This is a genomic window from Pseudomonas sp. W15Feb34 (assembly GCF_023127765.1).
GTDB lineage: Bacteria > Pseudomonadota > Gammaproteobacteria > Pseudomonadales > Pseudomonadaceae > Aquipseudomonas > Aquipseudomonas synxantha_A.
The window spans coordinates 40,137-63,936 of the sequence record NZ_SPKN01000042.1; the positions used below are offsets into that span (position 1 = coordinate 40,137).

General features: G+C 60.4%; 18 protein-coding genes and 1 other RNA gene. 4 read left to right on the forward strand and 15 right to left on the reverse strand.

From position 1 onward, the window contains the following. The first annotated feature begins 94 nt into the window (after nt 1-94). Complete coding sequence (gene hemN, locus E4O97_RS19165; RefSeq protein ID WP_248161966.1) at nt 95-1,477, forward strand: oxygen-independent coproporphyrinogen III oxidase; 1,383 nt, start codon at nt 95-97, stop codon at nt 1,475-1,477. A gap of 6 nt (nt 1,478-1,483) precedes the next feature. On the opposite strand, the gene E4O97_RS19170 is transcribed toward hemN, so the two are convergent. After that, nucleotides 1,484-1,945, reverse strand: a complete 462-nt coding sequence (locus tag E4O97_RS19170) for a hypothetical protein (protein ID WP_032879954.1) — start codon at nt 1,943-1,945, stop codon at nt 1,484-1,486. A 155-nt stretch (nt 1,946-2,100) separates the two neighbouring features. Here E4O97_RS19170 and fnr point away from each other — a divergent pair, with 155 nt between their 5' ends. Together fnr and E4O97_RS19180 are read left to right on the forward strand one after the other, a co-directional pair. Continuing rightward, complete coding sequence (gene fnr / locus E4O97_RS19175) at nt 2,101-2,835, forward strand: fumarate/nitrate reduction transcriptional regulator Fnr (RefSeq protein ID WP_005790290.1); 735 nt, start codon at nt 2,101-2,103, stop codon at nt 2,833-2,835. Nucleotides 2,836-2,913: 78 nt separating this feature from the next. Next, the gene (locus tag E4O97_RS19180) at nt 2,914-3,462 is read left to right on the forward strand and encodes an adenine phosphoribosyltransferase (protein ID WP_078822037.1); all 549 of its coding nucleotides are present in this window, start codon (nt 2,914-2,916) and stop codon (nt 3,460-3,462) included. A gap of 109 nt (nt 3,463-3,571) precedes the next feature. On the opposite strand, the gene E4O97_RS19185 is transcribed toward E4O97_RS19180, so the two are convergent. From E4O97_RS19185 to E4O97_RS19210, 6 genes are all read right to left on the reverse strand, one after another. After that, on the reverse strand, nt 3,572-4,720 hold the full coding sequence (locus tag E4O97_RS19185; protein WP_248161968.1) for an acyl-CoA dehydrogenase family protein: 1,149 nt from the start codon (nt 4,718-4,720) through the stop codon (nt 3,572-3,574). Between the two features lie 200 nt (nt 4,721-4,920). After that, nucleotides 4,921-5,523: a recombination mediator RecR gene (gene recR / locus E4O97_RS19190; protein WP_005790294.1), complete on the reverse strand. Its 603-nt coding sequence runs from the start codon at nt 5,521-5,523 to the stop codon at nt 4,921-4,923. Between the two features lie 66 nt (nt 5,524-5,589). After that, a complete protein-coding gene (locus E4O97_RS19195) occupies nt 5,590-6,624 on the reverse strand; it encodes an NADP-dependent oxidoreductase (RefSeq protein WP_032879952.1) in 1,035 nt (344 codons plus the stop codon). Between the two features lie 139 nt (nt 6,625-6,763). Then, nucleotides 6,764-7,102, reverse strand: coding sequence for a YbaB/EbfC family nucleoid-associated protein (locus tag E4O97_RS19200; RefSeq protein ID WP_003193199.1), 339 nt, complete (start codon nt 7,100-7,102; stop codon nt 6,764-6,766). Nucleotides 7,103-7,145: 43 nt separating this feature from the next. Next, nucleotides 7,146-9,212: a DNA polymerase III subunit gamma/tau gene (gene dnaX / locus E4O97_RS19205; protein WP_248161970.1), complete on the reverse strand. Its 2,067-nt coding sequence runs from the start codon at nt 9,210-9,212 to the stop codon at nt 7,146-7,148. Between the two features lie 77 nt (nt 9,213-9,289). Further along, entirely contained in the window at nt 9,290-10,231 is a 942-nt protein-coding gene (locus E4O97_RS19210) for a DMT family transporter (RefSeq protein ID WP_148852774.1), read from the reverse strand. A gap of 99 nt (nt 10,232-10,330) precedes the next feature. On the opposite strand from E4O97_RS19210, the gene E4O97_RS19215 reads away from it, so the two are divergent. Continuing rightward, nucleotides 10,331-11,194, forward strand: a complete 864-nt coding sequence (locus E4O97_RS19215) for a LysR substrate-binding domain-containing protein (RefSeq protein ID WP_248161971.1) — start codon at nt 10,331-10,333, stop codon at nt 11,192-11,194. Between the two features lie 113 nt (nt 11,195-11,307). Here the strand turns inward: E4O97_RS19215 and E4O97_RS19220 are convergent, their stop codons facing one another. The 8 genes from E4O97_RS19220 to smc form a co-directional block, all read right to left on the reverse strand. After that, entirely contained in the window at nt 11,308-11,898 is a 591-nt protein-coding gene (locus tag E4O97_RS19220; protein WP_078822042.1) for a hypothetical protein, read from the reverse strand. A 1-nt stretch (nt 11,899) separates the two neighbouring features. Then, nucleotides 11,900-12,946, reverse strand: coding sequence for an N-acetylmuramidase family protein (locus E4O97_RS19225; protein WP_032879947.1), 1,047 nt, complete (start codon nt 12,944-12,946; stop codon nt 11,900-11,902). Between the two features lie 158 nt (nt 12,947-13,104). Then, nucleotides 13,105-15,066 carry an AAA family ATPase gene (locus E4O97_RS19230; protein WP_248161973.1) on the reverse strand — a complete coding sequence of 654 codons (1,962 nt, stop codon included), beginning with the start codon at nt 15,064-15,066 and terminating at the stop codon, nt 13,105-13,107. Nucleotides 15,067-15,216: 150 nt separating this feature from the next. Further along, nucleotides 15,217-15,313: signal recognition particle sRNA small type (ffs, locus tag E4O97_RS19235), an RNA gene on the reverse strand. A 135-nt stretch (nt 15,314-15,448) separates the two neighbouring features. After that, nucleotides 15,449-16,615 carry a putative zinc-binding metallopeptidase gene (locus tag E4O97_RS19240; protein ID WP_248161975.1) on the reverse strand — a complete coding sequence of 389 codons (1,167 nt, stop codon included), beginning with the start codon at nt 16,613-16,615 and terminating at the stop codon, nt 15,449-15,451. Nucleotides 16,616-16,732: 117 nt separating this feature from the next. Further along, a complete protein-coding gene (gene ligA / locus E4O97_RS19245; RefSeq protein WP_248161977.1) occupies nt 16,733-19,099 on the reverse strand; it encodes an NAD-dependent DNA ligase LigA in 2,367 nt (788 codons plus the stop codon). A gap of 87 nt (nt 19,100-19,186) precedes the next feature. Continuing rightward, the gene (gene zipA / locus E4O97_RS19250; RefSeq protein ID WP_005790323.1) at nt 19,187-20,050 is read right to left on the reverse strand and encodes a cell division protein ZipA; all 864 of its coding nucleotides are present in this window, start codon (nt 20,048-20,050) and stop codon (nt 19,187-19,189) included. A 259-nt stretch (nt 20,051-20,309) separates the two neighbouring features. Continuing rightward, nucleotides 20,310-23,798: a chromosome segregation protein SMC gene (gene smc, locus E4O97_RS19255; protein ID WP_248161979.1), complete on the reverse strand. Its 3,489-nt coding sequence runs from the start codon at nt 23,796-23,798 to the stop codon at nt 20,310-20,312. Nucleotides 23,799-23,800 lie beyond the last annotated feature (2 nt).

Sequence of the window (23,800 nt, forward strand, 5' to 3'; positions counted from 1 at the left end):
TGGCATAGCGCCGCTCCCCGTTGATGCAAATCAACATGCCTTGCCAGCCCTGCCCCTAGACTCGGCCCACTAGCCAATCCGGGGGACCGCCCGCATGCTCGACGCCATTCGTTGGGACACAGATCTGATTCACCGCTACGACTTGGCGGGGCCGCGCTACACGTCCTACCCTACCGCCGTCCAATTCGACAGCCAGGTCGGCACCTTCGACCTGCTCCATGCCCTGCGCGAAAGCCGCAAGGCGGTACGGCCGTTATCGGTGTATGTGCACGTACCGTTCTGCGCAAACATTTGCTACTACTGCGCCTGCAACAAGGTGGTCACCAAGGACCGTGGTCGCGCCCAGGCCTACTTGCAGCGCCTGCAGCAGGAAATCCAGCTGGTGGCCTGCCACCTCGATCCGAAGCAGCCAGTGGAGCAATTGCACTTTGGCGGCGGCACACCGACTTTTCTCAGCCACGACGAACTGCGCCAGGTGATGAATTGCCTGCGCCAGCATTTCAATTTGCTCGATGATGATTCGGGCGACTATGGCATCGAAATCGACCCTCGCGAAGCCGACTGGGCCACCATGGGCCTGCTGCGCGAGCTGGGTTTCAACCGCGTAAGCATCGGCCTGCAAGACCTTGACCCCGAGGTGCAACGAGCGGTCAATCGCCTGCAAAGCCTGGAAGAGACCCGCGCAGTGATCGATGCGGCACGTACCCTGCAATTTCGCTCGATCAATATCGATTTGATCTACGGCTTGCCCAAGCAATCACCGCTGAACTTTGCGCGCACTGTGGAAGAAGTCATCCGCTTGCAGCCGGACCGCTTGTCCGTATTCAACTACGCCCATCTGCCGGAACGTTTCATGCCCCAACGGCGGATCAACACCGACGAGCTGCCCTCGCCGGCCGAAAAACTGCTGATGCTGCAAACCACCATTGAACAACTGACCCAGGCCGGTTACCGCTATATCGGCATGGATCACTTCGCCCTGCCGGACGACGAACTGGCCATCGCCCAGGAGGAAGGCAAGCTGCAGCGCAACTTCCAGGGCTATACCACCCACGGGCATTGCGATCTGATTGGGTTGGGCGTTTCGGCGATCAGCCAGATTGGCGACTTGTATTGCCAGAACAGCAGCGACCTCACCCACTACCAGAACGCCTTGGCGGGCGCACAACTGGCAACCAGCCGTGGTTTGGTCTGCACCACCGACGATCGTCTGCGACGGGAAGTGATCCAGCAGTTGATCTGCAATTTCAGCCTGGGGTTCGAGGCGATCGAACAGGCGTACAACATCGACTTTCGCGGCTACTTCGCCGAGCTATGGCCGCAATTGGAGACGATGGCCACCGATGGCCTGATCGAGTTGGACGCCCAGGGCATTCGTGTGCTGCCGGCCGGGCGCTTGCTGGTGCGTTCAGTGTGCATGGTGTTCGATGCCTATCTGGAGCACCAGAACAGGCAACGATTTTCGCGGGTCATCTAGACGTACTTACTTCATGGCCAGGCTCGCGGCCTTGACCGCATCACCCGCGCTCATGTCTTTCATCGCCTTGGTCAGGGATGCCTGGGCGCTGGTCAAGCTGGCTTGCAGCGCGCTCAACGCTGACTGCAGCCCGGAGAGCCGGGCACGGGCCTGTTCAGGGCTGAGACTTCTGTCGGCCATTACCGCTGCCATCTCAGCCTGTTTCTCGGCAATCTGCTTTTTGATCTCACGAATCATCTTGAGCAGATTCTTGACGTTGTCCGCCAGGCCGCTTTCGTCGATGTCACTGTTTGAGGTTTTTTCCGCCGCGGCAGCTTTCATCGCGGCGCCGGAAATGGTCACCGAAACGGCAGGCTTGGCTTCATCCGCTGTCGGAATCGCGGCAACATCGGAATCGGCAGCTTTCTTGGTTTCGGGCTGTGCCTGGATCTGAGTACGCGAAGCGAGTTGAGTACTGAGGGCTAACATGTTTTGAGTCGCCGTATTTGTAGTCGATAGCAGTACTATCGGCGGTTTTAGCCAGATCTTTATATACCGACAGGTTTTTTGTACACGCTGGCCTCCATACCCCCCAGTGCGTTACCCTTACGTCTTATGTGTGTTTTCCCACAAGGATTTAAGAAATGTCCGAGCCAGTTAAACTGCGCGCTCACAGCCAGGCCCATTGCAAGGATTGCAGCCTGGCTCCCCTCTGCCTGCCACTTTCGTTGAATCTGGAAGACATGGATGCGCTGGACGACATCGTCAAACGCGGCCGCCCATTGAAAAAAGGCGAATTTTTGTTTCGCCAGGGCGACAAGTTTGATTCCGTCTATGCAGTACGTTCGGGCGCATTGAAGACGTTCAGCCTCAGCGACGGCGGCGAAGAACAAATCACCGGCTTCCACCTGCCCAGCGAGTTGGTCGGGCTGTCGGGAATGGACACCGAGATTCACCCGGTGTCGGCCCAGGCCCTGGAGACGACGTCGGTGTGCGAAATTCCTTTCGAGCGCCTGGACGAATTGGCCCTGCAATTGCCACAACTGCGCCGCCAATTGATGCGCGTGATGAGCCGCGAGATTCGTGACGACCAGCAAATGATGCTGCTGCTGTCGAAGAAAACCGCCGACGAGCGCATCGCGACATTCCTGGTCAACCTGTCGGCGCGCTTCCGTGCCCGTGGTTTCTCGGCCAACCAGTTCCGCCTGAGCATGTCGCGTAATGAAATCGGCAATTACCTGGGCCTGGCAGTTGAGACCGTGTCCCGCGTGTTTACCCGTTTCCAGCAGAACCAGCTGATTGCTGCCGAGGGCAAGGAAGTGCATATCCTCGACCCGATCCAGCTTTGCGCATTGGCCGGGGGCTCACTGGAGGTCTGATCCAGACACTGCGGCCGCGCCAATCGGCAAGGCCGCAGGTATACTTCGAGTCCGTTTTCCGCCCAGGACTCTGCGACGATGACCTTCGATTCGTTCGACATCAAATCCCTGATTCGCCCTGTCATCGACTTCCCCAAGCCTGGGGTTATCTTTCGTGACATCACCCCGCTGTTCCAATCACCCCGCGCCCTGCGCCTGGTAGCCGACAGCTTTGCCCAGCGCTATGTCGAAGCCGATTTCACGCATATCGGTGCGATGGATGCCCGCGGTTTCCTGATCGGTTCGATCATCGCCTACCAGCTCAACAAGCCGCTGATCCTGTTTCGCAAGCAAGGCAAGCTGCCGGCGGATGTGCTGGCCGAGGGTTACCAGACCGAGTACGGCGAAGCCTTCCTGGAAGTACACGCCGACAGCCTGTGCGAAGGTGATTCGGTGCTGATATTCGATGACCTGATCGCCACGGGTGGCACCCTGATTGCTGCGGCCAACCTGGTACGGCGCATGGGCGCGCAGATCTTTGAAGCGGCGGCGATTATTGATTTACCGGAATTGGGTGGTTCGCAGCGGTTGGAAGACATGGGGATTCCCACGTTTTGCCTGACGCAGTTTGGGCTGACTGAGAAGTAAGGGTCGTCAGTACTGCCGTCATCGCGGGCAAGCCCGGCTCCCACCTTGGAATGCATTCCCCTGTGGGAGCCGGGCTTGCCCGCGATGAGGCCCGAAAGAACAGCCCGGTTTACAACCCCATCTGCTTACTGATGATTTCATTCATCACTTCGCGCGTCCCGCCACCAATCGACAAAATCCGGTTATCGCGATACAGCCGCTCCACCAGGCTACCCCGCATGTACCCCTGCCCGCCCAACATCTGCACCGCGTCATAGGTCACCCGGTCAGCTGTATCCGTGGCCAGGTTCTTGGCCATGGAAATCTCCTTGATCACGCTCTTGCCAGCGGCCATCTTCGCCGCCTGACGGTAAGTGAACTCGCGGGACACTTCCACGGCAGTGGCCATTTCCGCCAGGCGGTGCTTGAGCACCTGGAACTTGCCGATGGGTTTACCGAACGCTTCGCGCTGGGCGGCCCACTTGAGGCTTTCTTCCAGGGCCAGTTGCGCGGTCATGTTGGCCATCAGCGCCAGCGCCAGGCGCTCGCTCTGGAAGTTGCCCATGATGCAGGCAAACCCCATGTTTTCAGCGCCGATGAGGTTGCCGACGGGCACGTGGCAGTCGTCGAAAAATAACTGGGCCGTGTCCGACGCCCACCAGCCCATCTTCTTCAGCGGCTGGCCAACGGTGAAACCGGGGGTGTCTTTTTCAATCAGCAACAGGCTGATACCGCCGAAGCCCGGCCCGCCGGTGCGCACCGCCACAGTATAGAAATCCGCCCGAATGCCGCTGGTGATAAAGGTCTTGGCACCGCTCACACGGTAGTGCTCACCGTCACGCACGGCGCGGGTGTGCAGGTTGGCGACATCAGAGCCGCCACTCGGTTCGGTAACCGCCAGGGCGATGATTTTCTCGCCGGCCAGCACCAGGGGCGCTATACGCTCCCGCACGTCAGGCCGGGCCCATTTGACGATGGGCGGCAGGCCGATATCCAGGGAGCCGAGCCCGGCCACCACACCACCGGAACCGCAACGCATCAGTTCTTCGCTGGCGGCGACCTTGGCGAACAGATCGCCTTCGTGGCTTCCACCCAATGCCTCGGGGTAGCCGATCCCAAGAATGCCCGCCGCTCCGGCTTTGAGGTAAAGCTCACGAGGAAAGCTCTCAGCCTCCTCCCAGTGCTCGATGCCCGGCAACATCTCGCGCTCGACAAACCGGCGCACGCTGTCGCGGACCAATTGGTGGCTGGGGTCGAAGTATTCCTGATAGGCAGACATCGGCAAGCTCCATGGCGAGATGGAACGAACTTACCAAGCGCTTGCTTGGTTTTCAAGCCATACACAGTTATCACTGACACCATAAAACTACTGTGGGAGGGGGCTTGCTCCCGATAGCGGTGGATCAGCCAATAACTCTGTCGACTGACACACAGCAATCGGGAGCAAGCCCCCTCCCACATTTGATCCTGCTGCGGATGTTAGAGCGCGATCGGTTTGCGACCGGCGAAAGAGTGCGCCAAGGTACCGCCATCCACCAACTCCAACTCGCCCCCCAACGGCACGCCATGGGCAATCCGAGAAGTGATCAAGCCCTTGTTGGTCAGCAGTTGGGCGATGTAATGCGCCGTGGCTTCACCTTCCACCGTTGGGTTGGTCGCCAGGATCACTTCGCTAAAGGTGCCCTGCTCTTCAATGCGCGCGACCAGTTGCGGGATACCGATGGCTTCCGGCCCCAAACCGTCGAGCGGCGACAGGTGGCCCTTGAGCACAAAGTAGCGGCCGCGATAGCCGGTCTGCTCCACTGCATACACATCCATCGGCCCCTCCACCACGCAGAGCAACGTGTCGTCGCGACGGGGGTCGGCGCATTGCGGGCAAAGTTCTTCTTCGGTGAGGGTGCGGCACTGACGGCAGTGGCCCACGCCTTCCATGGCCTGGCTCAGAGCCTGGGCCAGGCGGGTGCCGCCACTGCGATCACGCTCCAGCAGTTGCAGCGCCATGCGCTGGGCAGTTTTCTGGCCAACACCTGGCAAGGTGCGCAGGGCGTCGATCAGTTGGCGAATCAGGGGGCTGAAGCTCATGGGCGAAGGGTCCGACAAAACAACGAGACGCGGTTTATACCCGCGCCCCGGATTAGCGTCAAATACTCAATCTTGCGCGACGCGCACCACCAACTTGCCGAAGTTGCGTCCCTCCAGCAAGCCGATAAAGGCTTCAGGCGCTTGCTCCAGGCCATCGACCACATCCTCGCGGAACTTGATCTTGCCATCGCGCACCCACGGCGCCATGGCGCTGAGGAATTCCGGCTGGCGGTCGCCATAGTCGTCGAACACGATAAAGCCCTGGATACGCACACGCTTGGTCAGCAAGGTGCGTTGCAGTGCCGGCAGGCGATCAGGGCCGCTGGGGGTTTCATGGGCGTTATAGCCGGCGATCAACCCGCACAGCGGCACGCGCGCCTTGGCATTGAGCAGCGGCAGCACCGCATCGAAGACCTTACCGCCGACGTTTTCGAAATAAATGTCCACGCCTTTGAAACAGGCCAGGGCCAGCTCATGGGCGAAGTCTGCGCTCTTGTGGTCGATACAGGCGTCAAAGCCCAACTCATCCACCACATAGCGGCACTTGTCGGCACCGCCAGCAACCCCCACCACGCGCAAGCCCTTGAGCTTGGCAACCTGCCCCACCACCGAGCCCACCGCGCCGGACGCAGCCGCCACCACCAGGGTTTCCCCGGCCTTCGGCTGGCCGATATCCATCAGGCCCATGTAAGCGGTCATGCCTGGCATACCCAACACGCCCAGAGCCATCGACGGGCTCGCAAGCCCCTTGGGCAATGGCATCAGGTTCTTGCCGTCGCAGATACTGTGGCTCTGCCAGCCGGTGGCACCGACCACCAGATCACCTACCTCGAATTTCGGGTTGCGTGATTGCTCGACACGGCTGACAGCACCGCCGGTCATCACTTCGCCGATTTCCACGGGCGCGGCGTAGGACGGCGCGTCACTCATGCGTCCACGCATGTAGGGGTCCAAAGACAGGTACAGCGTCTTGAGCAGCACCTGACCGTCTGCCAGATCCGGCAGGCTTACACGTTCCAGGCGGAAGTTTTCCGGCGTGGGTGCGCCTTGAGGGCGTGAGACCAGAACGATGCGTTGGTTGAGCGTCATTTCTTGAGGCATCAGCGGGGCTCCTTTTATCGATGAGAATTCAGCGGTATAGGGTGCAGACCATAGGCAACGGGCCGGGGTTCGATGTTTCGTGCGCGCAAAAAAAATGCCAGGCGCAATGCCCGGCATTTGAGTCTAGCCAACGTTTGTATCAGAACGGCAGTTTCATGCCCGGTGGCAGCTGCATGCCAGCCGTCACGCCGGACATTTTGTCCTGGCTATTGGCTTCGATCTTGCGCACAGCATCGTTGACGGCTGCGGCGAACAACGCTTCGAGCATTTCCAGGTCATCTTCGCCCACGCCAGGCAACACGCTAGGGTCGATGCTGACACGCTTGATGTCGTGACGACCGGTCATCACCACGCTGACCATATCGCCACCGGCTTTACCGGTGACTTCGGCGTTGGCCAGTTCTTCCTGCATCTTGGCCATTTTTTCCTGCATCTGCTGTGCCTGCTTCATCAGGCCGGCCATGCCACCTTTCATCATGGGAATCACCTCAAAAGTACGTGGATCAATAAATAGCCCGGTGTCATGACGCTTGGGGCACCGGGGCTTCGACAGGTTCAATAGTATCGTGGCGGACGACCGCACCGAACTGTTGCATCATTTGTTGGATAAGCGGATCAGCGTGGATCGAATCCTCAGCCTCGCGCTGGCGGTTCAGACGCCGACGGGTCGCGGCCTGGGCCGGGGTTTCCTGCTCGGGCTTGATCAGTTCGATGGCGATGGTCAGCGTGCGCCCATGGTATTGGTTGAGCGCATCGTTGAGCCGACGCTGCTGGGTCGCATTGAACAAGGCGCTGTGGGCCGGATCCAGGTGCAGCAGCCAATGGTCGCCCTCGATGGAGATCAGTGTGCAGTTGGCGGCGATACTCCCGGTCATGCCGGAGATCGGCAATTTCGGAAACAATTCCAGCCATTGCAGGGCCAGGCCGGTGGCCGGGGCCGCAGCCGGTTCTGCCTCGGGCTCGGGCGCTGGCTCGGCGGTGTGCTCGCTGGCCAATTCGTCCAGGTAGCTGTAGGCCGAATCCATGTCCGGCTCGATGTAGTCTTCGTCCAGCGGCGGTTCGTCGTCCAGGTCGATGCCGGGGGTCGCGGCCTCGACCTGGGCTACCGTCGGCTCGGGAACCGGCGCCGATACCCACTCAGGGGCATCCGGCACCACGCTGTCCGGGGTCGGCGCAGGCATCGGCGTCAGCTCCGGCTGCTCGCCGGCAGTTTCCAGTACGGGTTCTACGGCGGGCTGTTGCTCAGCCTCGGGCTCAGCCTCTGCTTCGACCGGATCGTTCCAGGGCAGGTCGACCACGGGGGCGGGCTCGATAACCGGCTCGGGCTCAACCACAGGTGCCACTGCAACCGGCGCAGGTTCGGGCTCAGGTGCCGGCGCCACCGGCGCAGGCGCAGCCACTACTGGCGCGACAACGGCCGCGCCAGCCACTGGTTTGGCGGAATCAACTGTGGCCTGGCTGATCCCCACTGGCTTTAGCGGCTGTCTCGGCGCGTCTGCCGAATCCGCCGGCCGGAACGCCAGCATCCGCAGCAACACCATTTCAAAGCCACCTCGCGGGTCCGGCGCCAGGGGCAGGTCGCGGCGACCGATGAGGCCCATCTGGTAGTAGAACTGTACGTCTTCGGCCGGCAACGCCTGGGCCAGGGCCAATACGCGATCTCGGTCGCCATGGCCGTTGTCCACGCCTTCCGGCAGGGCCTGGGCGATGGCGACGCGATGCAATACGTTGAGGATTTCGGAGAGCACACCGTTCCAGTCCGGGCCTTGCTCCGACAGGTGGCGCACGGCCTCAAGCAATGCCTTGGCGTCGCCCTCGATCAGCGCGTGCAGCACGTCGAAGACCTGGCCGTGGTCCAGGGTACCGAGCATGGCGCGCACATCGGCAGCCATCACCTTGCCTTCGCCAAAAGCGATGGCCTGGTCGGTGAGGCTCATGGCGTCGCGCATCGAACCGTCGGCGGCGCGGCCCAGCAACCACAGGGCGTCGTCTTCGAACGGTACGTTCTCGACACCCAGCACATGGGTCAAATGCTCGACCACGCGCTCGGGCGTCATGTTCTTCAGCGAGAACTGCAGGCACCGCGACAAAATGGTTGCAGGAAGTTTCTGCGGATCGGTGGTGGCCAGGATGAACTTAACGTAGGGCGGCGGCTCTTCCAGGGTTTTCAACAGCGCATTGAAGGAGTGGCTGGACAGCATGTGCACTTCGTCGATCAGGTAGACCTTGAAGCGCCCACGGCTCGGCGCGTACTGCACGTTGTCGAGCAGCTCGCGGGTATCTTCGACCTTGGTGCGGCTTGCGGCGTCGATCTCGATCAGGTCGACGAAACGCCCTTCGTCGATCTCGCGGCAGACCGAACAGGTGCCGCAAGGCGTTGACGTGATACCGGTCTCACAGTTCAGGCACTTGGCGATGATGCGCGCAATGGTGGTCTTGCCCACCCCGCGAGTACCGGTGAACAGATAGGCGTGGTGCAGCCGCTGGCTGTCCAAGGCATTGATCAGAGCCTTGAGCACATGGGTCTGGCCGACCATTTCGCGGAACGAGCGCGGGCGCCATTTACGTGCAAGAACCTGATAACTCATCGAAAACCGTCGCAACTGGGAAGCGGAAGCCGGTAATGCTAGCGGAGCAGGGGGGAAATTGCATCCGGCACGCTCGTCTAATCTGACGAAGCTGGCTTGATTGCCCGTCCAGATGGCGTCTGCGGGTGTGCCGGCCGCACGATTGAGCGCCAGCGTCCCTCCAGGCTGATAGCGGCGACGCTGGTCAGCACGATCACCGCACCCAGCATCACCTGCAGGGTCACCTGTTCACCGAGCAGCGTGGCGGCCATCACCATGGCAACCGGCGGAATCAGGTACATCGCCACCGAAGCGCGGCTGACTTCGACGTGCTTGAGCACATAACCCCAGGCCAGATAGGCCAACGCACTGGGAAAAATACCCAACACCAGCACCGCGAGGTTCTCCCGCAACGGCGCCTGCACGATAGCGGCAGGCAGGCCCGGCAGGTTCACGCACAGCATCAAGGTGCCGGACCAGACCATGTAGCACGCCATCGTCAATGGACTGTAGCGATGGGCGAAATGCCTCTGGATGGCGAAGTACACGCTCCATGAGCAGGCCGCCAGCAGGATCAACAAGCCGCGCGGGTCGATATCGCCTACACCATGATCGCCCCAGATCACCACCAGCACGCCGGCCAACCCCAACAGTACACAGCTCCAACGCCAGATGCTGACGCGCTCCTGCAAACAGAAAAAAGCGATCAACACACTGAACAGCGGCGCCGACTGTGCCAACACACTCGACGCCGCCGCTGTCACCCATTGCTGCCCGTGATTGAGGCTGGTGTGGTGCAGGAACACCCCGAAGAAACCCAGCACCAGCAGCCACGGCAGGTCGCGCACCTGGGGCCGGCCAATGCCGACTACCCAGGCCACAGCCGCCATGAATAGCGACGCAATCAAGAAACGCAGCAACGCCAATTGGCCAGGGCTGTAGCTGTGCAGCCCCATATGCACGCCTATGGGTGAATAAGCCCAACAGAGGATGACGCTGGCAATGACTAGCGTAAGCTTGAGCGGTGACGGGGTACTCATCGATGGCATCCATAAAAGAAGGAGTGCCGTCAGTCTTGGCCCGGGCCAGGCGTAGGACAATTAAGCGTTTCTGACTTCTGAAATCACTGGAACTGAGCAATGGAACTGGCCCAACTGAAAATGGTGCGAGCCGTGGCGCAAACCGGCAGCGTGGCCCAGGCCGCCCTGCAACTGCACTGTGTGCCGTCCAACATCACCACCCGCATCAAGCAGCTGGAAAGTGAGTTGGGCACACCGTTGTTTATCCGCGCCGGCCGCGGGTTGGCGATCAGTGCTGCGGGTGAGATCTTCCTGGATTACTGCGAACGCATCCTGGCGCTGGTGGATGAGTCCAAACGTGCGGTGGATGCCAGCGCGATTCCCCGTGGCACCTTGCGCATCGGCGCGGTGGAATCCAGCGCCAGCGGCCGCCTGCCGCCGCTGTTGGCGGAGTATCACCGGCGTTATCCCGAGGTCAGCCTGGAGTTGGTGACCGGCGCCTGGGCGCAACTGCTGGACGACCTGCAACACCATCGTCTGGATGTGGCCCTCGTGGCCGCCAGTGGCAAACACACGAAGCTGGAGCACAGCGTGGTCTACAGCGAACGCCTGGTACTGATCGCCAGCGCGTCCAGCGCGCCCATCCACAGCCCCGAAGACCTGGCTGGCCGCACATTATTGGTGTGGCCGCCCGGCTGCCCCTACCGCGCAACACTGGAAAACTGGCTCAAGCCCCAGGACTTCAAGCCGGCGATTGCCAGCTATACCAGTTGGGGCACGATCATCGGCTGCGTCAGCGCGGGGATTGGCGTGGCGTTGGTGCCGGAGGGCGTCCTGGCGCGTTATGAGCAGGCCAATCAGCTGGCATCGTATCGGTTCGACGAACTGGCAGCGGTAGACAACTTGCTGTTCTGGCACAAAGATACCCATCGGCATCTTGCACGGGATGCATTCTCCGGGCTACTGCGCGAAACCTTCGGCTAACACCGCCAAAATGTGGGAGGGGGCTTGCTCCCGATAGCGGCGGGTCAATCAATATAGGTGCTAGCTGACCCTTCCTCATCGGGAGCAAGCCCCCTCCCACATTTCAGAGCTTCTCAGAGCTTCGGTGCAGCCAACCGTGTGTACTGGCCCTGGCTGATCCAGCCCGTGAAGGAACGGTCGTGCGCATTGATAAACTCCACCTGCGCCCAGCCGTCCTTGAACGCCAGCACACCCACTACATCACCCTTGACGATATAGGGACGCTTGACCGCCTTGGCCCCCGGAGTTTTCAGCAGGTAAGCCTTGTCGGCAGACACCGTCACCAGCCCGATCCACTTTTTGCTGGCAGTCTGGGTCAGGTCCAGGCCCGTGGCGATTTCCGGCATCAACACGTTGATGCAGCCGGGGTGTTGCCGGCCCTGCTCCACTGTCAGGACCACACCGTCGGACGCCACTGCCACACTCCCAGGGTAGGCAGCATCCAGCCAGGTGGTAAGCGTCTCTGGCTTGCCTTGCAGGTAGAAGGTGCAACGGCGGCTAACGCCCTCGCCCATCGCTTCGGAATAAAAGCCTTCAACCTGGTTACCGGGCGTCACCGCCAGCATCAACCCTTCGTACTTGCCTGAATGCAAAGCGGCCGAACCAGCAAACGCGGGGGCCACGGCGCACAACGACAGCATTCCCATCGCCAGAAAACGAATCATCTTATTTCTTCCCTTCAAAGGCTTCGTAGGCTTGTTTCATCAGCACGTCATAGTTGCCGTAGTCCTCGCCGTTATAGTTACGAGCCATGGCTGTGAAATCCTTGTTTTTCATCGCACTCATCAGCGCCGTGCTCTTGCTGCAAAAACTGAGGTAGGCCTTGAGTTGATTACCGGCGTTTACTTTTAACGCCGCTGCAAACTCGAACACCGTCTTGAACCCGCACGACGCGAAGTTGAACCCCATGACCTGAAACATCCCCCAGGACGCCGACATCAGTGCCGCTTCCTGGTCGAGAGCAAAAGCGGTGGCCATGGTTTCCCAGGCCTTGACCTGGTCCTTGTTGTTGGTCTGCCACTGCGGCCCGGCTTTTTTCTTGTAGACGTACGACAGCAGCGGGTGCGACTGGTCGTAGATATGCTTGGTGTACTTGCGAAAGTGATGACCTTCGAAGGCGATGATCGGCAGCTTGGCCGGCCCGAACCCCACCTTCCCGCCCGACTCGATGGTGGCGAACGCCTTGACCACATTCACCGAGATGCCGTTGCCCAATTGCTTGGCAGCATTCTGGAAGTCCGTATCGCTCAGCGTCGTGCCGCCGTCGCAGGTGGCCTGCAGCATTAATTGGCGGTTGCGCCGCTCGGCCTCGATCACCGCACGCACCTGGTTCAGGTAGACATTGACCGTGGCTTGCACCGCATCGACGTTGTTATTGCCCAATGCGTTGAGAAAGCTCGGAATACGCATGGTCGGGAAGGCCCGTACGGGTACTTTCACCGCTTCCTCGATCAAGCTGTTGAACGTACGCCCCGTGGGGTCGATCACCCCATCGGGATGAGCATATTTGAGATGGCGGAACTGATACTGGCTGATGCACTGCACCAACTGGCCATCGCACTTGCCGTTTTCCAGCAAGGCAAAGCCCATTTTGGGAATGATCAGGTTGAATAAATATTGGATGCACTGCACATCGGCGGGCAAGTTGCGGGCTTTGCCGGGAGCGCCGACTGAGGCACTGATAAGTCGAGGCAACCCTTGCAGGCTTTTCATGACAGACATCCTTGTAAGTTAGAGAAGCGATAGCACTTCAATATCAAGTCCATGCCCTTGTCATGCTCTGAAACAAGTGGCCGACGCAAGCTAACAAGGCGGTCTGGGGGTTGTCCAGAGGGCTTTTCCAAAGTTGTGAAACAGCTGGATTAAATCCTTCAGTAACCGTGTAATTCGCGGGTTTTCTGATACTTGTGATAGTCGAGCCACTCCACCACATCGTAGGGCAGATAGAGCTGCTGGGTTGCTCGCGAAATTGCGATATACACCGCACACAGTCGCTGGTCGAACGCGTAGGCATCCTGGAACTTTACGTTGGTCAACAACGCTGGTGTGAGCAACACCCGGTTGAACTCCATGCCACCGGCGTCTTGCGCCAACATCAAGAGGCAGCGCTCATCCGGATGGCCGCTTTGCCTGTTCAAGCGCGTGACATCCGCCAGATTAAAGCCTTTTTGCAGCTCAGCTTCGACCCAGAGAAACGCCTCATCGAACTGGCAGGCCTCGCGTACTTGCTGCCAATCGGCCATATCGCTGAAAAACGGATGGGGCCCGCTGTCATTGAACTCGCTGCTGTAGAAGTCAGGCTTGAACAACGCGACCACGGTGTCCATAAAGTACTTGAGCGACTGCTGCGCTTCTTTACCGGTCAGGCTGAACGCACAACGGGCTTCGCTCAACTGGATGGCCCACTTCATTGTGTCCCAGTGGGATGCGGTCAATAACACGCAGCCTTGCGGCGGTACAAAGCCCAGCGGATAAAACTCGATACCGACGTCGGCATCCCGAGCCCCCTCGAAAAGCACTTTGCTCTTATCCGAATGCTGGCTGATCAAGGGATTGACCAGGCGCTCGACATTGCGTCCGGAGCGCACGGAGTAACACACATCCGTATGGCGCACCTCACGGGCGCGCCTGACCATGACTCCACTGGCCTGCTGATACTCATCCCCCAGGGTTATCAGCACCTGCCGGCCCCGCTCGATGATTTGCAGCAGCGGCGCCGGAATATCCTGGCTCTCGTCGATAAGGACGTGGGTATAACGCTCGGGCACCACGCAGCCGGCGAGGCTGGCGCGCTTGATCATCAGCAAGGCTTCAAACCCAGTCTGGCTGCCCCAGGCCGGATTCGCTTCGAGATAGCTCCATAGCCGGCTGGCATATTCGAGCAGTGCCCTGGCATCAACGCTGGACAGCGGCTGTTTGAAATGCGGCAAGTGCTTCGCCGACAGGCTGTATTCCCAGGAGCGGCAGTAGGCTTGCAATACGTTGAGGCAAACGTCGACCACAGCCTGCCCTTGCAGGCCACGAAAGCCGAAGATATTCAGCTCCTGAGCCAGTGCCTGCTTGCTCGGCGCCCTCACCTGCGCAGTCAGCGGCTTGGGCCTGGGACCCTGCATCAAGGCGTGGGCGAATGCATGGAAGGTGTGCCCGGCCTTTCGCTCGCGTACGCCCACCATACGGGCACGCAGGGTTTCCAGCTTTGCCGGGGTACGCGCCAGCAACAAAGTCTTTTCCGGACGCAAGTGCTCCATCAAGGCCACCAGCAGGTGACTCTTGCCGATACCTGCATAGCCCTGAACATGCAGGTCTTCGTTCAAGTTGGCGCGGAAGGTTCTGACCAACTTGTCTTGCTCGGCACTCAACCAGCGCTCGCGATGCCTGGGCGTGACCATCTGCTTGCTGAAGGGATCATTGGTCTTGAGATGGCGGACTTTGTACTCTACGTCCCACTTGCCGCTGGGCAACAGATAGTCGCGCGCCTGCACTTCCTCCGCTAACAGAAAACGCAGCTTCAGGCTTTTGACCACATTGAGGCCGAAGTACAGCTTCCTTTGGTCGAACAGCCGCTGCGCCTCGGAGAGTAGGGAGACGCTTGCCGAATGGCTGGGCTCTACCGCCCAGTCAATCAGCTTGGCCAACACTTTTTCGGCACCATTGGCGCTCAGGTCGCTTTCGGGCACCTGCGCCAGGTTCTGGATCACCAGCACCGCCGCCAACTCCGGCTCACTCAGGGCTACGAGCGCATCGAAACCCTCACCGCTCAACAAACCCACACAGGTTTGCTCGGTGATCGGCAAGAACACAGGGCTGGACAAATCAAAATGTTCCGAGTGCATACAGCCTCGTAGCCAGGGGAAAGACACGCTTGGGAGTATGCCACTAGTCGTGGAGTGGCCGTCGTGCACTGTGCGATAAGGGTCACAGATGACTGGCTGACTATATGGATTCAGGAATAGGTAAAACAGAAGGGAGCGTTATGGAGGCAACCCCACCAGCCACACCCCGGCACACAATGTTCCCGCTGTGGCTGCTGCCTTCCGGCTCTGACCAGGTTCACGGGTAATCGTTGCGGGGGGACCGATGGGGTCACCATAACGACGCAAGCCTCTCGGCAAGCCGCGCCATTGTACCGATCTGATCGGAAGTTACAACCGTAAAAAATGAGAAGCTTCAAGTACTTGCCATGGCCCTCTGCAATTACCCCTCCCACAGGGGCAATCACTGTGCCTGCAGAACCTCGTCCGCTCTGCCGCCCTCTTCCTGGATGACCAGGTGGATAAAGTGCAACTTGGCTATCACCGCCGGCGGCAGCACGAAGGGGTAGAAATCCGGCTGGCCCATGGCGCGGGACAGTTCGTTGAGCATACCGGCCAGCTCGATCCAGGCATTGACGAACGAGAGGAACGCCGGGCCGCCGGGGTGTGCCGGGTCATACAGCGTTGTCAGCGGGAACGGTTGGTAGTCCAGGTCCATCTCGCGGGCGCTCATGCCAAAGCCCAACGCGGTGTCCACCGCGTCCATCATGTGCAGGTAATGGGCCCAGGTTTCAGCCCAGTCTTCCCAGGGATGCATGGTGGCGTAGGCGCTGACGCAGGTGTGCTGCCAATCCGGACGCGGGCCGTTCTGATAATGCTGGTCGAGCGCTTCGGCGTAACTGGCGCGCTCATCGCCGAACAAGGTGCGAAAAGCGTCAAGCCAGTGGCTGTTGGCAATCAGCCGATCCCAGTAATAGTGGCCGACTTCATGGCGAAAATGACCGAGCAAGGTGCGGTAAGGCTCACGCATCTGTACGCGGACTTTTTCGCGGTGAGCATCGTCGGCTTCCTTGATATCGAGGGTGATCAGGCCGTTGGCATGGCCAGTGGTCGGCGCATTGCCTGCCAGGTCAGTCCCGATGAAGTCGAAGGCCAGCCCGGTGTCTTCGTCAACGCTCTTGGGCACCACCTGCAGGCCCAGGCTGATCAGTTGTGCCACCAGCCGACGCTTGGCAGTTTCGACCTTGCGCCAGCGTTCGGGGTTTTCCGGGATGGATAGATCAGGAATTGTGCGATTCAGGCTACAGGCCACGCACAGCGACGCAGTGCTGTGGGCGGGGATCAGCCAGTTGCACGCGGCCGGTGAGTCGAGGTTGGCGCAGCGACGCCAGGTGCCGGCATCGGGCGCGTCATCCGCCAGCCAAGTGTCAACGACAGGGCCGGGTTGCAGGGAAGACAGACGGCTTTGCTGCGGCAGATAACCCAGCACCGCCTGGCAGGCCAGACATTGGCTGTTGCGAAAGAATAAAGACTGGCCGCAGCGGCATTGCCACACCTTGCTGTTGCGCGAGGTTTGAGCCATGAACGGGGCGGCGATGCGCGAACTGAGTTGCTCGAAGTAACGGAACATGGCGGGCTCTCCCTGGGGTGACAGAGACTAGATCATTTCTCGCTCGAGATCGTTCCGCTTTCTTGAGGGGCTGCTGCGCAGCCCGACAGGAGCAAGCTCCCTCGCCACAGGAAGAGGTCAGACGCTGATGTTGTGGCTGGCCAGGAAGGCGACGAAGGCCTCCTCATCCAGCACTTTAAGGCCCAGCTCGCTGGCCTTGGCCAATTTGGAACCGGCTCCCGGCCCGGCGACCACGCAGTGGGTTTTCGCCGAGACGGAACCGGCCACCTTGGCGCCCAGGCTTTCGAGCTTGTCCTTGGCGACGTCGCGGCTCATCAACTCCAGGGAGCCGGTGAGTACCCAGGTGTGCCCGGCTTCGGGCAAGCCTTCAACGACCTTTTTCTCGCTCTGCCAGTGCATTCCGAAGTCCTTGAGCTGCTGCTCGATGGCCAGGGCATGATGGGCGTTGTCAGGGTTGTCGAAGAATTCGCGCACGGCCTTGGCTTGCTTCTCGGGCAGGGCCTGGCGCATATCCAGCCAATCGGCCTTGATCACGCCTTCCAGCGAACCGAACTTGTCTGCCAGTTTCTGCGCAGCTCCCGGCCCGACGGAAGGTACATGCAGCTTGTCGAGCAAGCCGCCCAAGGTGGTGCTGGCGGCGAATTCTGCGCTGAGTTCGCCTTGCTCCTGCAATTGCAGGCCGCATTCGTCCGGCGACAACAGTGCACCGATCACATCCTGGTTATGGCTGTCTTCAAAGAAGCTATGAATCTCGTGTGCCACTTCCAGGCCGACGTCGGGCAAGTAGGTCAGCACTTCAGGCAAAGCCTTCTGCACACGCTCCAGGGACGCCAGCGAGCGTGCCAGCACCTTGGCGGTCTCTTCGCCCACATCGGGAATACCCAGGGCGTAGATAAAACGCGCCAGGGTCGGGGTCTTGCTGTTTTCGATGGCGCTGATCAGCTTCTTGCTGGAGATATCGGCAAAGCCTTCCAGGTCGATGATCTGTTCGTACTTGAGCTTGTAGAGGTCTGCCGGCGAACCGATGAGTTTCTCATCCACCAATTGCTCGATGGTCTTGTCGCCCAGGCCGTCGATGTCCATGGCACGCCGCGAGACGAAATGGATGATCGCCTGCTTGAGCTGCGCGCCACAGGCCAGGCGCCCGACGCAACGGTACACCGCGCCTTCGCTGACGGTTTCCTTGCCTTTGCTGCGCTTGACCAGTTGCGTGCGCTCCACATGGGAGCCGCACACCGGGCAGTTCTCGGGGATCTGCACCGCACGGGCGTGCTCCGGGCGACGCTCGGTGACCACCGAGACCACCTGCGGAATCACATCACCAGCGCGGCGGATGATCACAGTGTCACCGATCATCAGCCCCAGGCGCGCCACTTCGTCCATGTTGTGCAGGGTCGCGTTGGACACCGTCACGCCAGCCACCTTGACCGGCTTCAAGCGCGCCACCGGGGTCACAGCACCGGTGCGGCCAACCTGGAATTCCACGTCGAGCAACTCGGTCAGCTCTTCCATCGCCGGAAATTTATGCGCAATCGCCCAACGCGGCTCGCGGGCGCGGAAGCCCAGTTCACGCTGGGACGCGATGCTGTTGACCTTGAACACCACGCCGTCGATTTCATAGCCCAGCGCATTACGGCGCTCGCCAATGTCGCGGTAGTAGTCCAGGCACTCCTGGATACCCTTGGCCAACTTCAGTTCGTGGCTGATCGGCATGCCCCACTTCTGCAACTGCTTGAGGTTGCCGATATGGGTATCGCTGATATCCGCGGTCACCTGGCCGATGCCATAGCAGCAGAATTCCAGGGGGCGGCTGGCAGTGATCTTCGAGTCCAGTTGGCGCAGGCTGCCCGCCGCGGCGTTGCGCGGGTTGGCGAAGGTCTTGCCGCCAACTTCCAGCTGCGAGGCATTCAGGCGTTCGAACCCGGCCTTGGACATGAACACTTCGCCACGGACTTCCAGAGTAGCCGGCCAGCCGCTGCCGTGCAGCTTGAGCGGAATATTGCGCACGGTGCGCACGTTGACGCTGATGTCCTCACCGGTAGTGCCGTCACCCCGGGTGGCGCCGCGTACCAGTTCGCCGTCCTGATACAGCAGGCTGACCGCCAGGCCATCGAGCTTTGGCTCGCAGCTGTACTCCACTGCCGCACCCGCGCCAAACAGATCGCCTACCGGCAGGTCGAGGCCCTCGGTCACCCGGCGATCAAACTCCAGCATGGTGGTTTCATCAAAGGCGTTGCCCAGGCTGAGCATCGGGATCTCATGCTTGACCTGGGTGAATGCCGACAGCGCCGCACTGCCGACCCGCTGTGTCGGTGAATCACGCGTCACCAGCTCGGGATGCTCGGCTTCCAGGGCCTTGAGCTCGTGGAACAAGCGATCGTACTCGGCGTCCGGAATGCTCGGCTCGTCAAGCACGTGGTAGCGATAGTTGTGCTGATCCAGTTCAGCGCGCAGTTCGAGAATGCGGGTAGGGGCGGCGGTCATGGGTGTTCTCTCATAAAGCAAAAGAGCAGCCGAAGCTGCTCAATATGTTAGTGCATGGATTCTACAGACAACGCTTATGATCGAACCTCAGCGTTTCTGTGTCAGGGCACGACGCTCGAACTCGACGATGCGCTGACGATAATGCTCGATGGTCTGGGCGGTCAGGACGCTGCGTTGGTCGTCCTTGAGCTCGCCGTTCAATTCCTGGGACAGCTTGCGAGCTGCGGCCACCATCACATCAAACGCTTGCTTGGGGTGACGCGGGCCTGGCAAGCCGAGGAAGAAACTCACCGCCGGGGTGCTGAACAGGTCGATATCGTCCAGATCGAAAGTGCCGGGTTTGACCGCATTGGCCATGGAGAACAGCACTTCGCCATTACCGGCCATGCTCTCGTGACGGTGGAATATATCCATCTCGCCAAAGCGCAGGCCGCTCTCAAGGATGTTCTGCAACAGCGCAGGGCCCTTGAAGCCACCGGCATCGCGGCAGATCACACTGATAACCAGGACTTCCTCGGCGGCCGGCTGATCGTTTACCGATTGGCGTGGCGCGCTTTTGGTCGGAGTCTCGTCGGGGAAGTCGTCATCACGGCTGCTGAAGCTCGGGCCGTCATCGACGTCGAGGTTCAGGTCACCTTGATGCGGCTCGGCAACCGCCGCGCCACCACGCTTGCCGCGCTTGGAGGACGGCTCGCGGGCTTCCCGCAACGGCGCGCTCATTGACGGCAAATCATGCTCGTCCAGTTGCGGCTCTTTGTGGGTATCCAGCACACGGGGCGGCCCCAGCAGCTCGGCGGCGCCGTCGTCGTCAGGCAAGTTGGACAGGTTTCGGTCCAAGCGGAACTTGAGCTTGCCCTTGCCACCGCGCATGCGGCGCCAGCCATCGAAAAGAATACCGGCAATGACAATGATGCCGATGACGATCAGCCACTCGCGCAGACCGATTTCCATGTAATCCCGTGCCTCTAATAAAAAATGCTGAAAAATAAGGGGTTTAGCACCGTGCAAACCGCTTTAAAACGTGGCGCCAACTCTATGTTCTGACTGACGTTTTGCCCACGCATACGAAAAATTGACATTAAACTAGCACGACCAAAGATAACTTTACACCGTCTGTCAAAATGCCTTGAACAAATATGTCCATTTGCCACTTTCGCCAGACCGGTAAATCGCCCTACGACGTGCCGTAAATTCTCTCTCCTGGCATGGTTCAGGATTCCACCATTGCCATCGCCTCTTCCACATCCACTGCGACCAAACGCGAACAGCCCGGCTCGTGCATCGTGACCCCCATCAACTGGTCCGCCATTTCCATGGCGATCTTGTTGTGGGTGATGTAGATGAACTGCACAGTCTGGGACATCTCTTTGACCAACCGAGCGTAGCGTCCAACGTTAGCGTCATCCAGCGGCGCGTCAACTTCGTCGAGCATACAGAACGGCGCCGGGTTCAACTTGAAGATGGCAAATACCAGGGCCAATGCGGTCAGGGCTTTTTCGCCACCGGACAACAAATGGATGGTGCTGTTCTTCTTGCCCGGAGGCCGCGCCATGATCGTTACCCCTGTATCGAGTAGATCTTCGCCCGTCAGTTCCAAGTAGGCACTGCCACCACCGAAAACTTTTGGGAATAACGCCTGTAAACCGCCATTAATCTGATCAAAGGTATCTTTGAAGCGGTTGCGGGTTTCCTTGTCGATCTTGCGGATCACGTTTTCCAGGGTATCCAGGGCTTCGACCAGATCGGCATCCTGGGCATCCAGATAACGTTTGCGCTCGGACTGCTGCTGGTACTCATCAATGGCCGCGAGGTTGATCGCGCCCAGGCGTTGAATGCGTGCGGCAATCCGCTCAAGTTCTTCTTCGGCTTCCTTCTCGTTGGCCTGGGCGGTCAGGGTGTTGAGCACGCCATGCAGGTCATAACCGTCTTCGAGCAACTGGTCTTGCAAGGTCTTGCGGCGCACGGTGAGGGCTTGCCACTCCATGCGCTGTTGTTCGAGTTGGCCGCGGATCAATTGGGATTGCTGCTCGGCCATGGTACGGCGCTTTTCAGCGTCACGCAGTTCGCGGTCGGCATCTTCCAGAGCGATCTGCGCGGTCTTGAGCTCTACGTCGACGGTCATGCGCTTGTCGAGCAGTTCCTCAAGCTTGAGGCGCAGCTCTTCCAACGGCGCCTCGCCCTCCTCCAGGTTGAGGCTCAGTTGCTCACGTTTTTCGGTGAGGCGTTCGGACTGCATCTCCAGGCGCTCAAGGGCCTGGCGCGTGGAATCATGCTGGGCCCGCAGAGAGCCCAGGCGCACCGCCAACTGGTGAGCGTGATCCTTGTGCTGGCGAGCTTCCTGGCGCACGCGGTCGAGGCGTTCGCGCAGGCTGTCACGCTGGGCCAGCAGCAACTCGCGCTGCTCGGTATCCAGCGCCATGCTGTCGAGGGCTTCCTGCAATTGCAGGCGCGCTTCGCCAACCTGCTCATGTTCAAGGGCGCGCTGTTCGCCCATCTCGGCCACTTCTTCGTCAAGGCGGGTGCGGCGCAGGGTCAGTTGTTCGACCTTGGCTTTGCTCGCCGACAGTTGGGCTTTCAATTCGCCTTGCTGGCGCGCTTCGTCTTGCAACAAGCGGCGCAGGTGTTCGCGGCCGGTCTCTTGCTGGCGCTGGGTGGCGCGCAGGGTTTGCAGTTCGGTTTCCAGGCTTTCGAGGGTGGCTTCGCGCTCTTCGCGTTCGGCGATCAGGTTGACGATTTCCTGGCCGCGGGCCAATACGCCGCTTTCCGCCTCGCTGGCACGGCGCACGCGCAGGAAATGGCGGCCGATCCAATAACCGTCGCGACTGATCAGGCTTTCGCCGGCGCTCAGTTGACCGCGCTGGGCCAGGGCCTGTTCAAGTGACTCAACCGGCTTGACCTGGCCCAGCCATGGCGACAAATCAATCGCCGCCTCGACCTTGTCCAGCAGGCTGCCCGGTACCCGCGTGCCGTCGGCCGCCGGGCTGAGCAAACGCAAATCGCCCTGGGCGAAACCGGCCAGGTCGAAGCCGCCAAAATCGTCCACCAGCACCGCTTGCAGATCGGCGCCGAGTACGGTTTCCACCGCCAGCTCCCAACCGGCTTCTACCTTCAAGCCTTCGGCCAGGCGCGGGCGCTCGGCCAGATGCTGGTCGCGCAGCCACTCGGCGGTGCCGGTGCCAGGGTCCAGCGCAGCTTGCTGCAAGGCTTCAAGAGATGCCAGGCGCCCATTGAGCCGTTGCAGATCGCCCTGGGCCTGCTGCTGCGCCTGGGTTGCCGTATGCAGTTGCTGACGCAATTGCTCCAGGCGTTCCACCTGTTGTTCCTCGCTGGCTTCCAACTCTTCCAGCGTCATTTCGCTTTCGGCCAGTTGCTCGCTCAGCGCCATGATCGCCGCGTCTTCGGGGTCGGCGGCGAGCAATACACGTTCTTCCTGCAGGCGACGCTGGCGTTCGGCCAGGCGCTCCATGCTGGTTTCCAGTTGCTGAATGCGCGACTGCTGCACCTCGGCCTGGCGACGCGGCTCGGCCGATTGCAGGTTGAAGATATCCCACTGCTCCTGCCAGACGTGCATGGTGGTTTCGGATTCTTCCAGCGCGGCGGCGGCCTCTTCGGCGGCGGCGTTGGTGATTTCCTGCTCGGGGGTGAGCATGTCCAGCTCTTCGCCGAGGGTCAGCAGCAAGGTGCGGTCATGGCCCAGGTGCGACTCGGTTTCCAGGCGGGCGCGCTCGGCCTCCTTCAAGTCATCCTGCAACTGGCGCAAACGCTGCTGGCCGTGCTGGATGCTCTGCTCGACCCGAGCGATATCGCCCCCCACCGAATAGAAACGCCCCTGCACCAGATTGAAGCGTTCGGACAATTCATGGTGCCCGTCACGCAAGCGTTCGATGCTGGCATCAGCATTGCGTTGCTCGGCCACCAGCGCCTCAAAGCTGACCTCCTGGGTGCCAATGATCGCTTCGCGCTGGCCCACTTGATCGTTCAGTGCCTGCCAACGCAGGGCCGACAGTTGCGCCTTGAGCTGGCGCTCTTCGCCCTTGTATTCCTGATACTTCTCGGCGGCCTGGGCCTGGCGGTGCAGACGCTCCAACTGGCGCTCCAGCTCTTCGCGCAGGTCGGTCAGGCGGGCGAGGTTTTCATGGGTACGGCGGATGCGGTTTTCAGTTTCGCGGCGGCGCTCCTTGTACTTGGAAATGCCGGCTGCTTCTTCGATAAAGTTACGCAGGTCTTCGGGCTTGGCTTCGATCAGCTTGGAGATCATGCCCTGTTCGATGATCGAATAGCTGCGCGGGCCCAAGCCGGTACCAAGGAAAATATCGGTGATGTCCCGACGGCGACACTTGGTGCCGTTGAGGAAGTAACTGTTCTGGCTGTCGCGCGTGACTTTGCGGCGAATGGAGATCTCTGCGTAGGCGGCGTATTCGCCGACCAGGGTACCATCAGAGTTGTCGAACACCAGTTCGATGCTGGCCTGGCTCACCGGCTTGCGGCTGGTGGAGCCGTTGAAGATGACATCGGTCATCGACTCGCCACGCAGGTTCTTCGCCGAGCTCTCGCCCATCACCCAGCGTACGGCGTCGATGATGTTCGACTTGCCGCAGCCATTGGGTCCCACTACCGCTGCCATGTTGCTGGGGAAGTTCACGGTAGTCGGGTCGACGAAGGATTTGAACCCCGCCAACTTGATGCACTTGAGCCGCACGC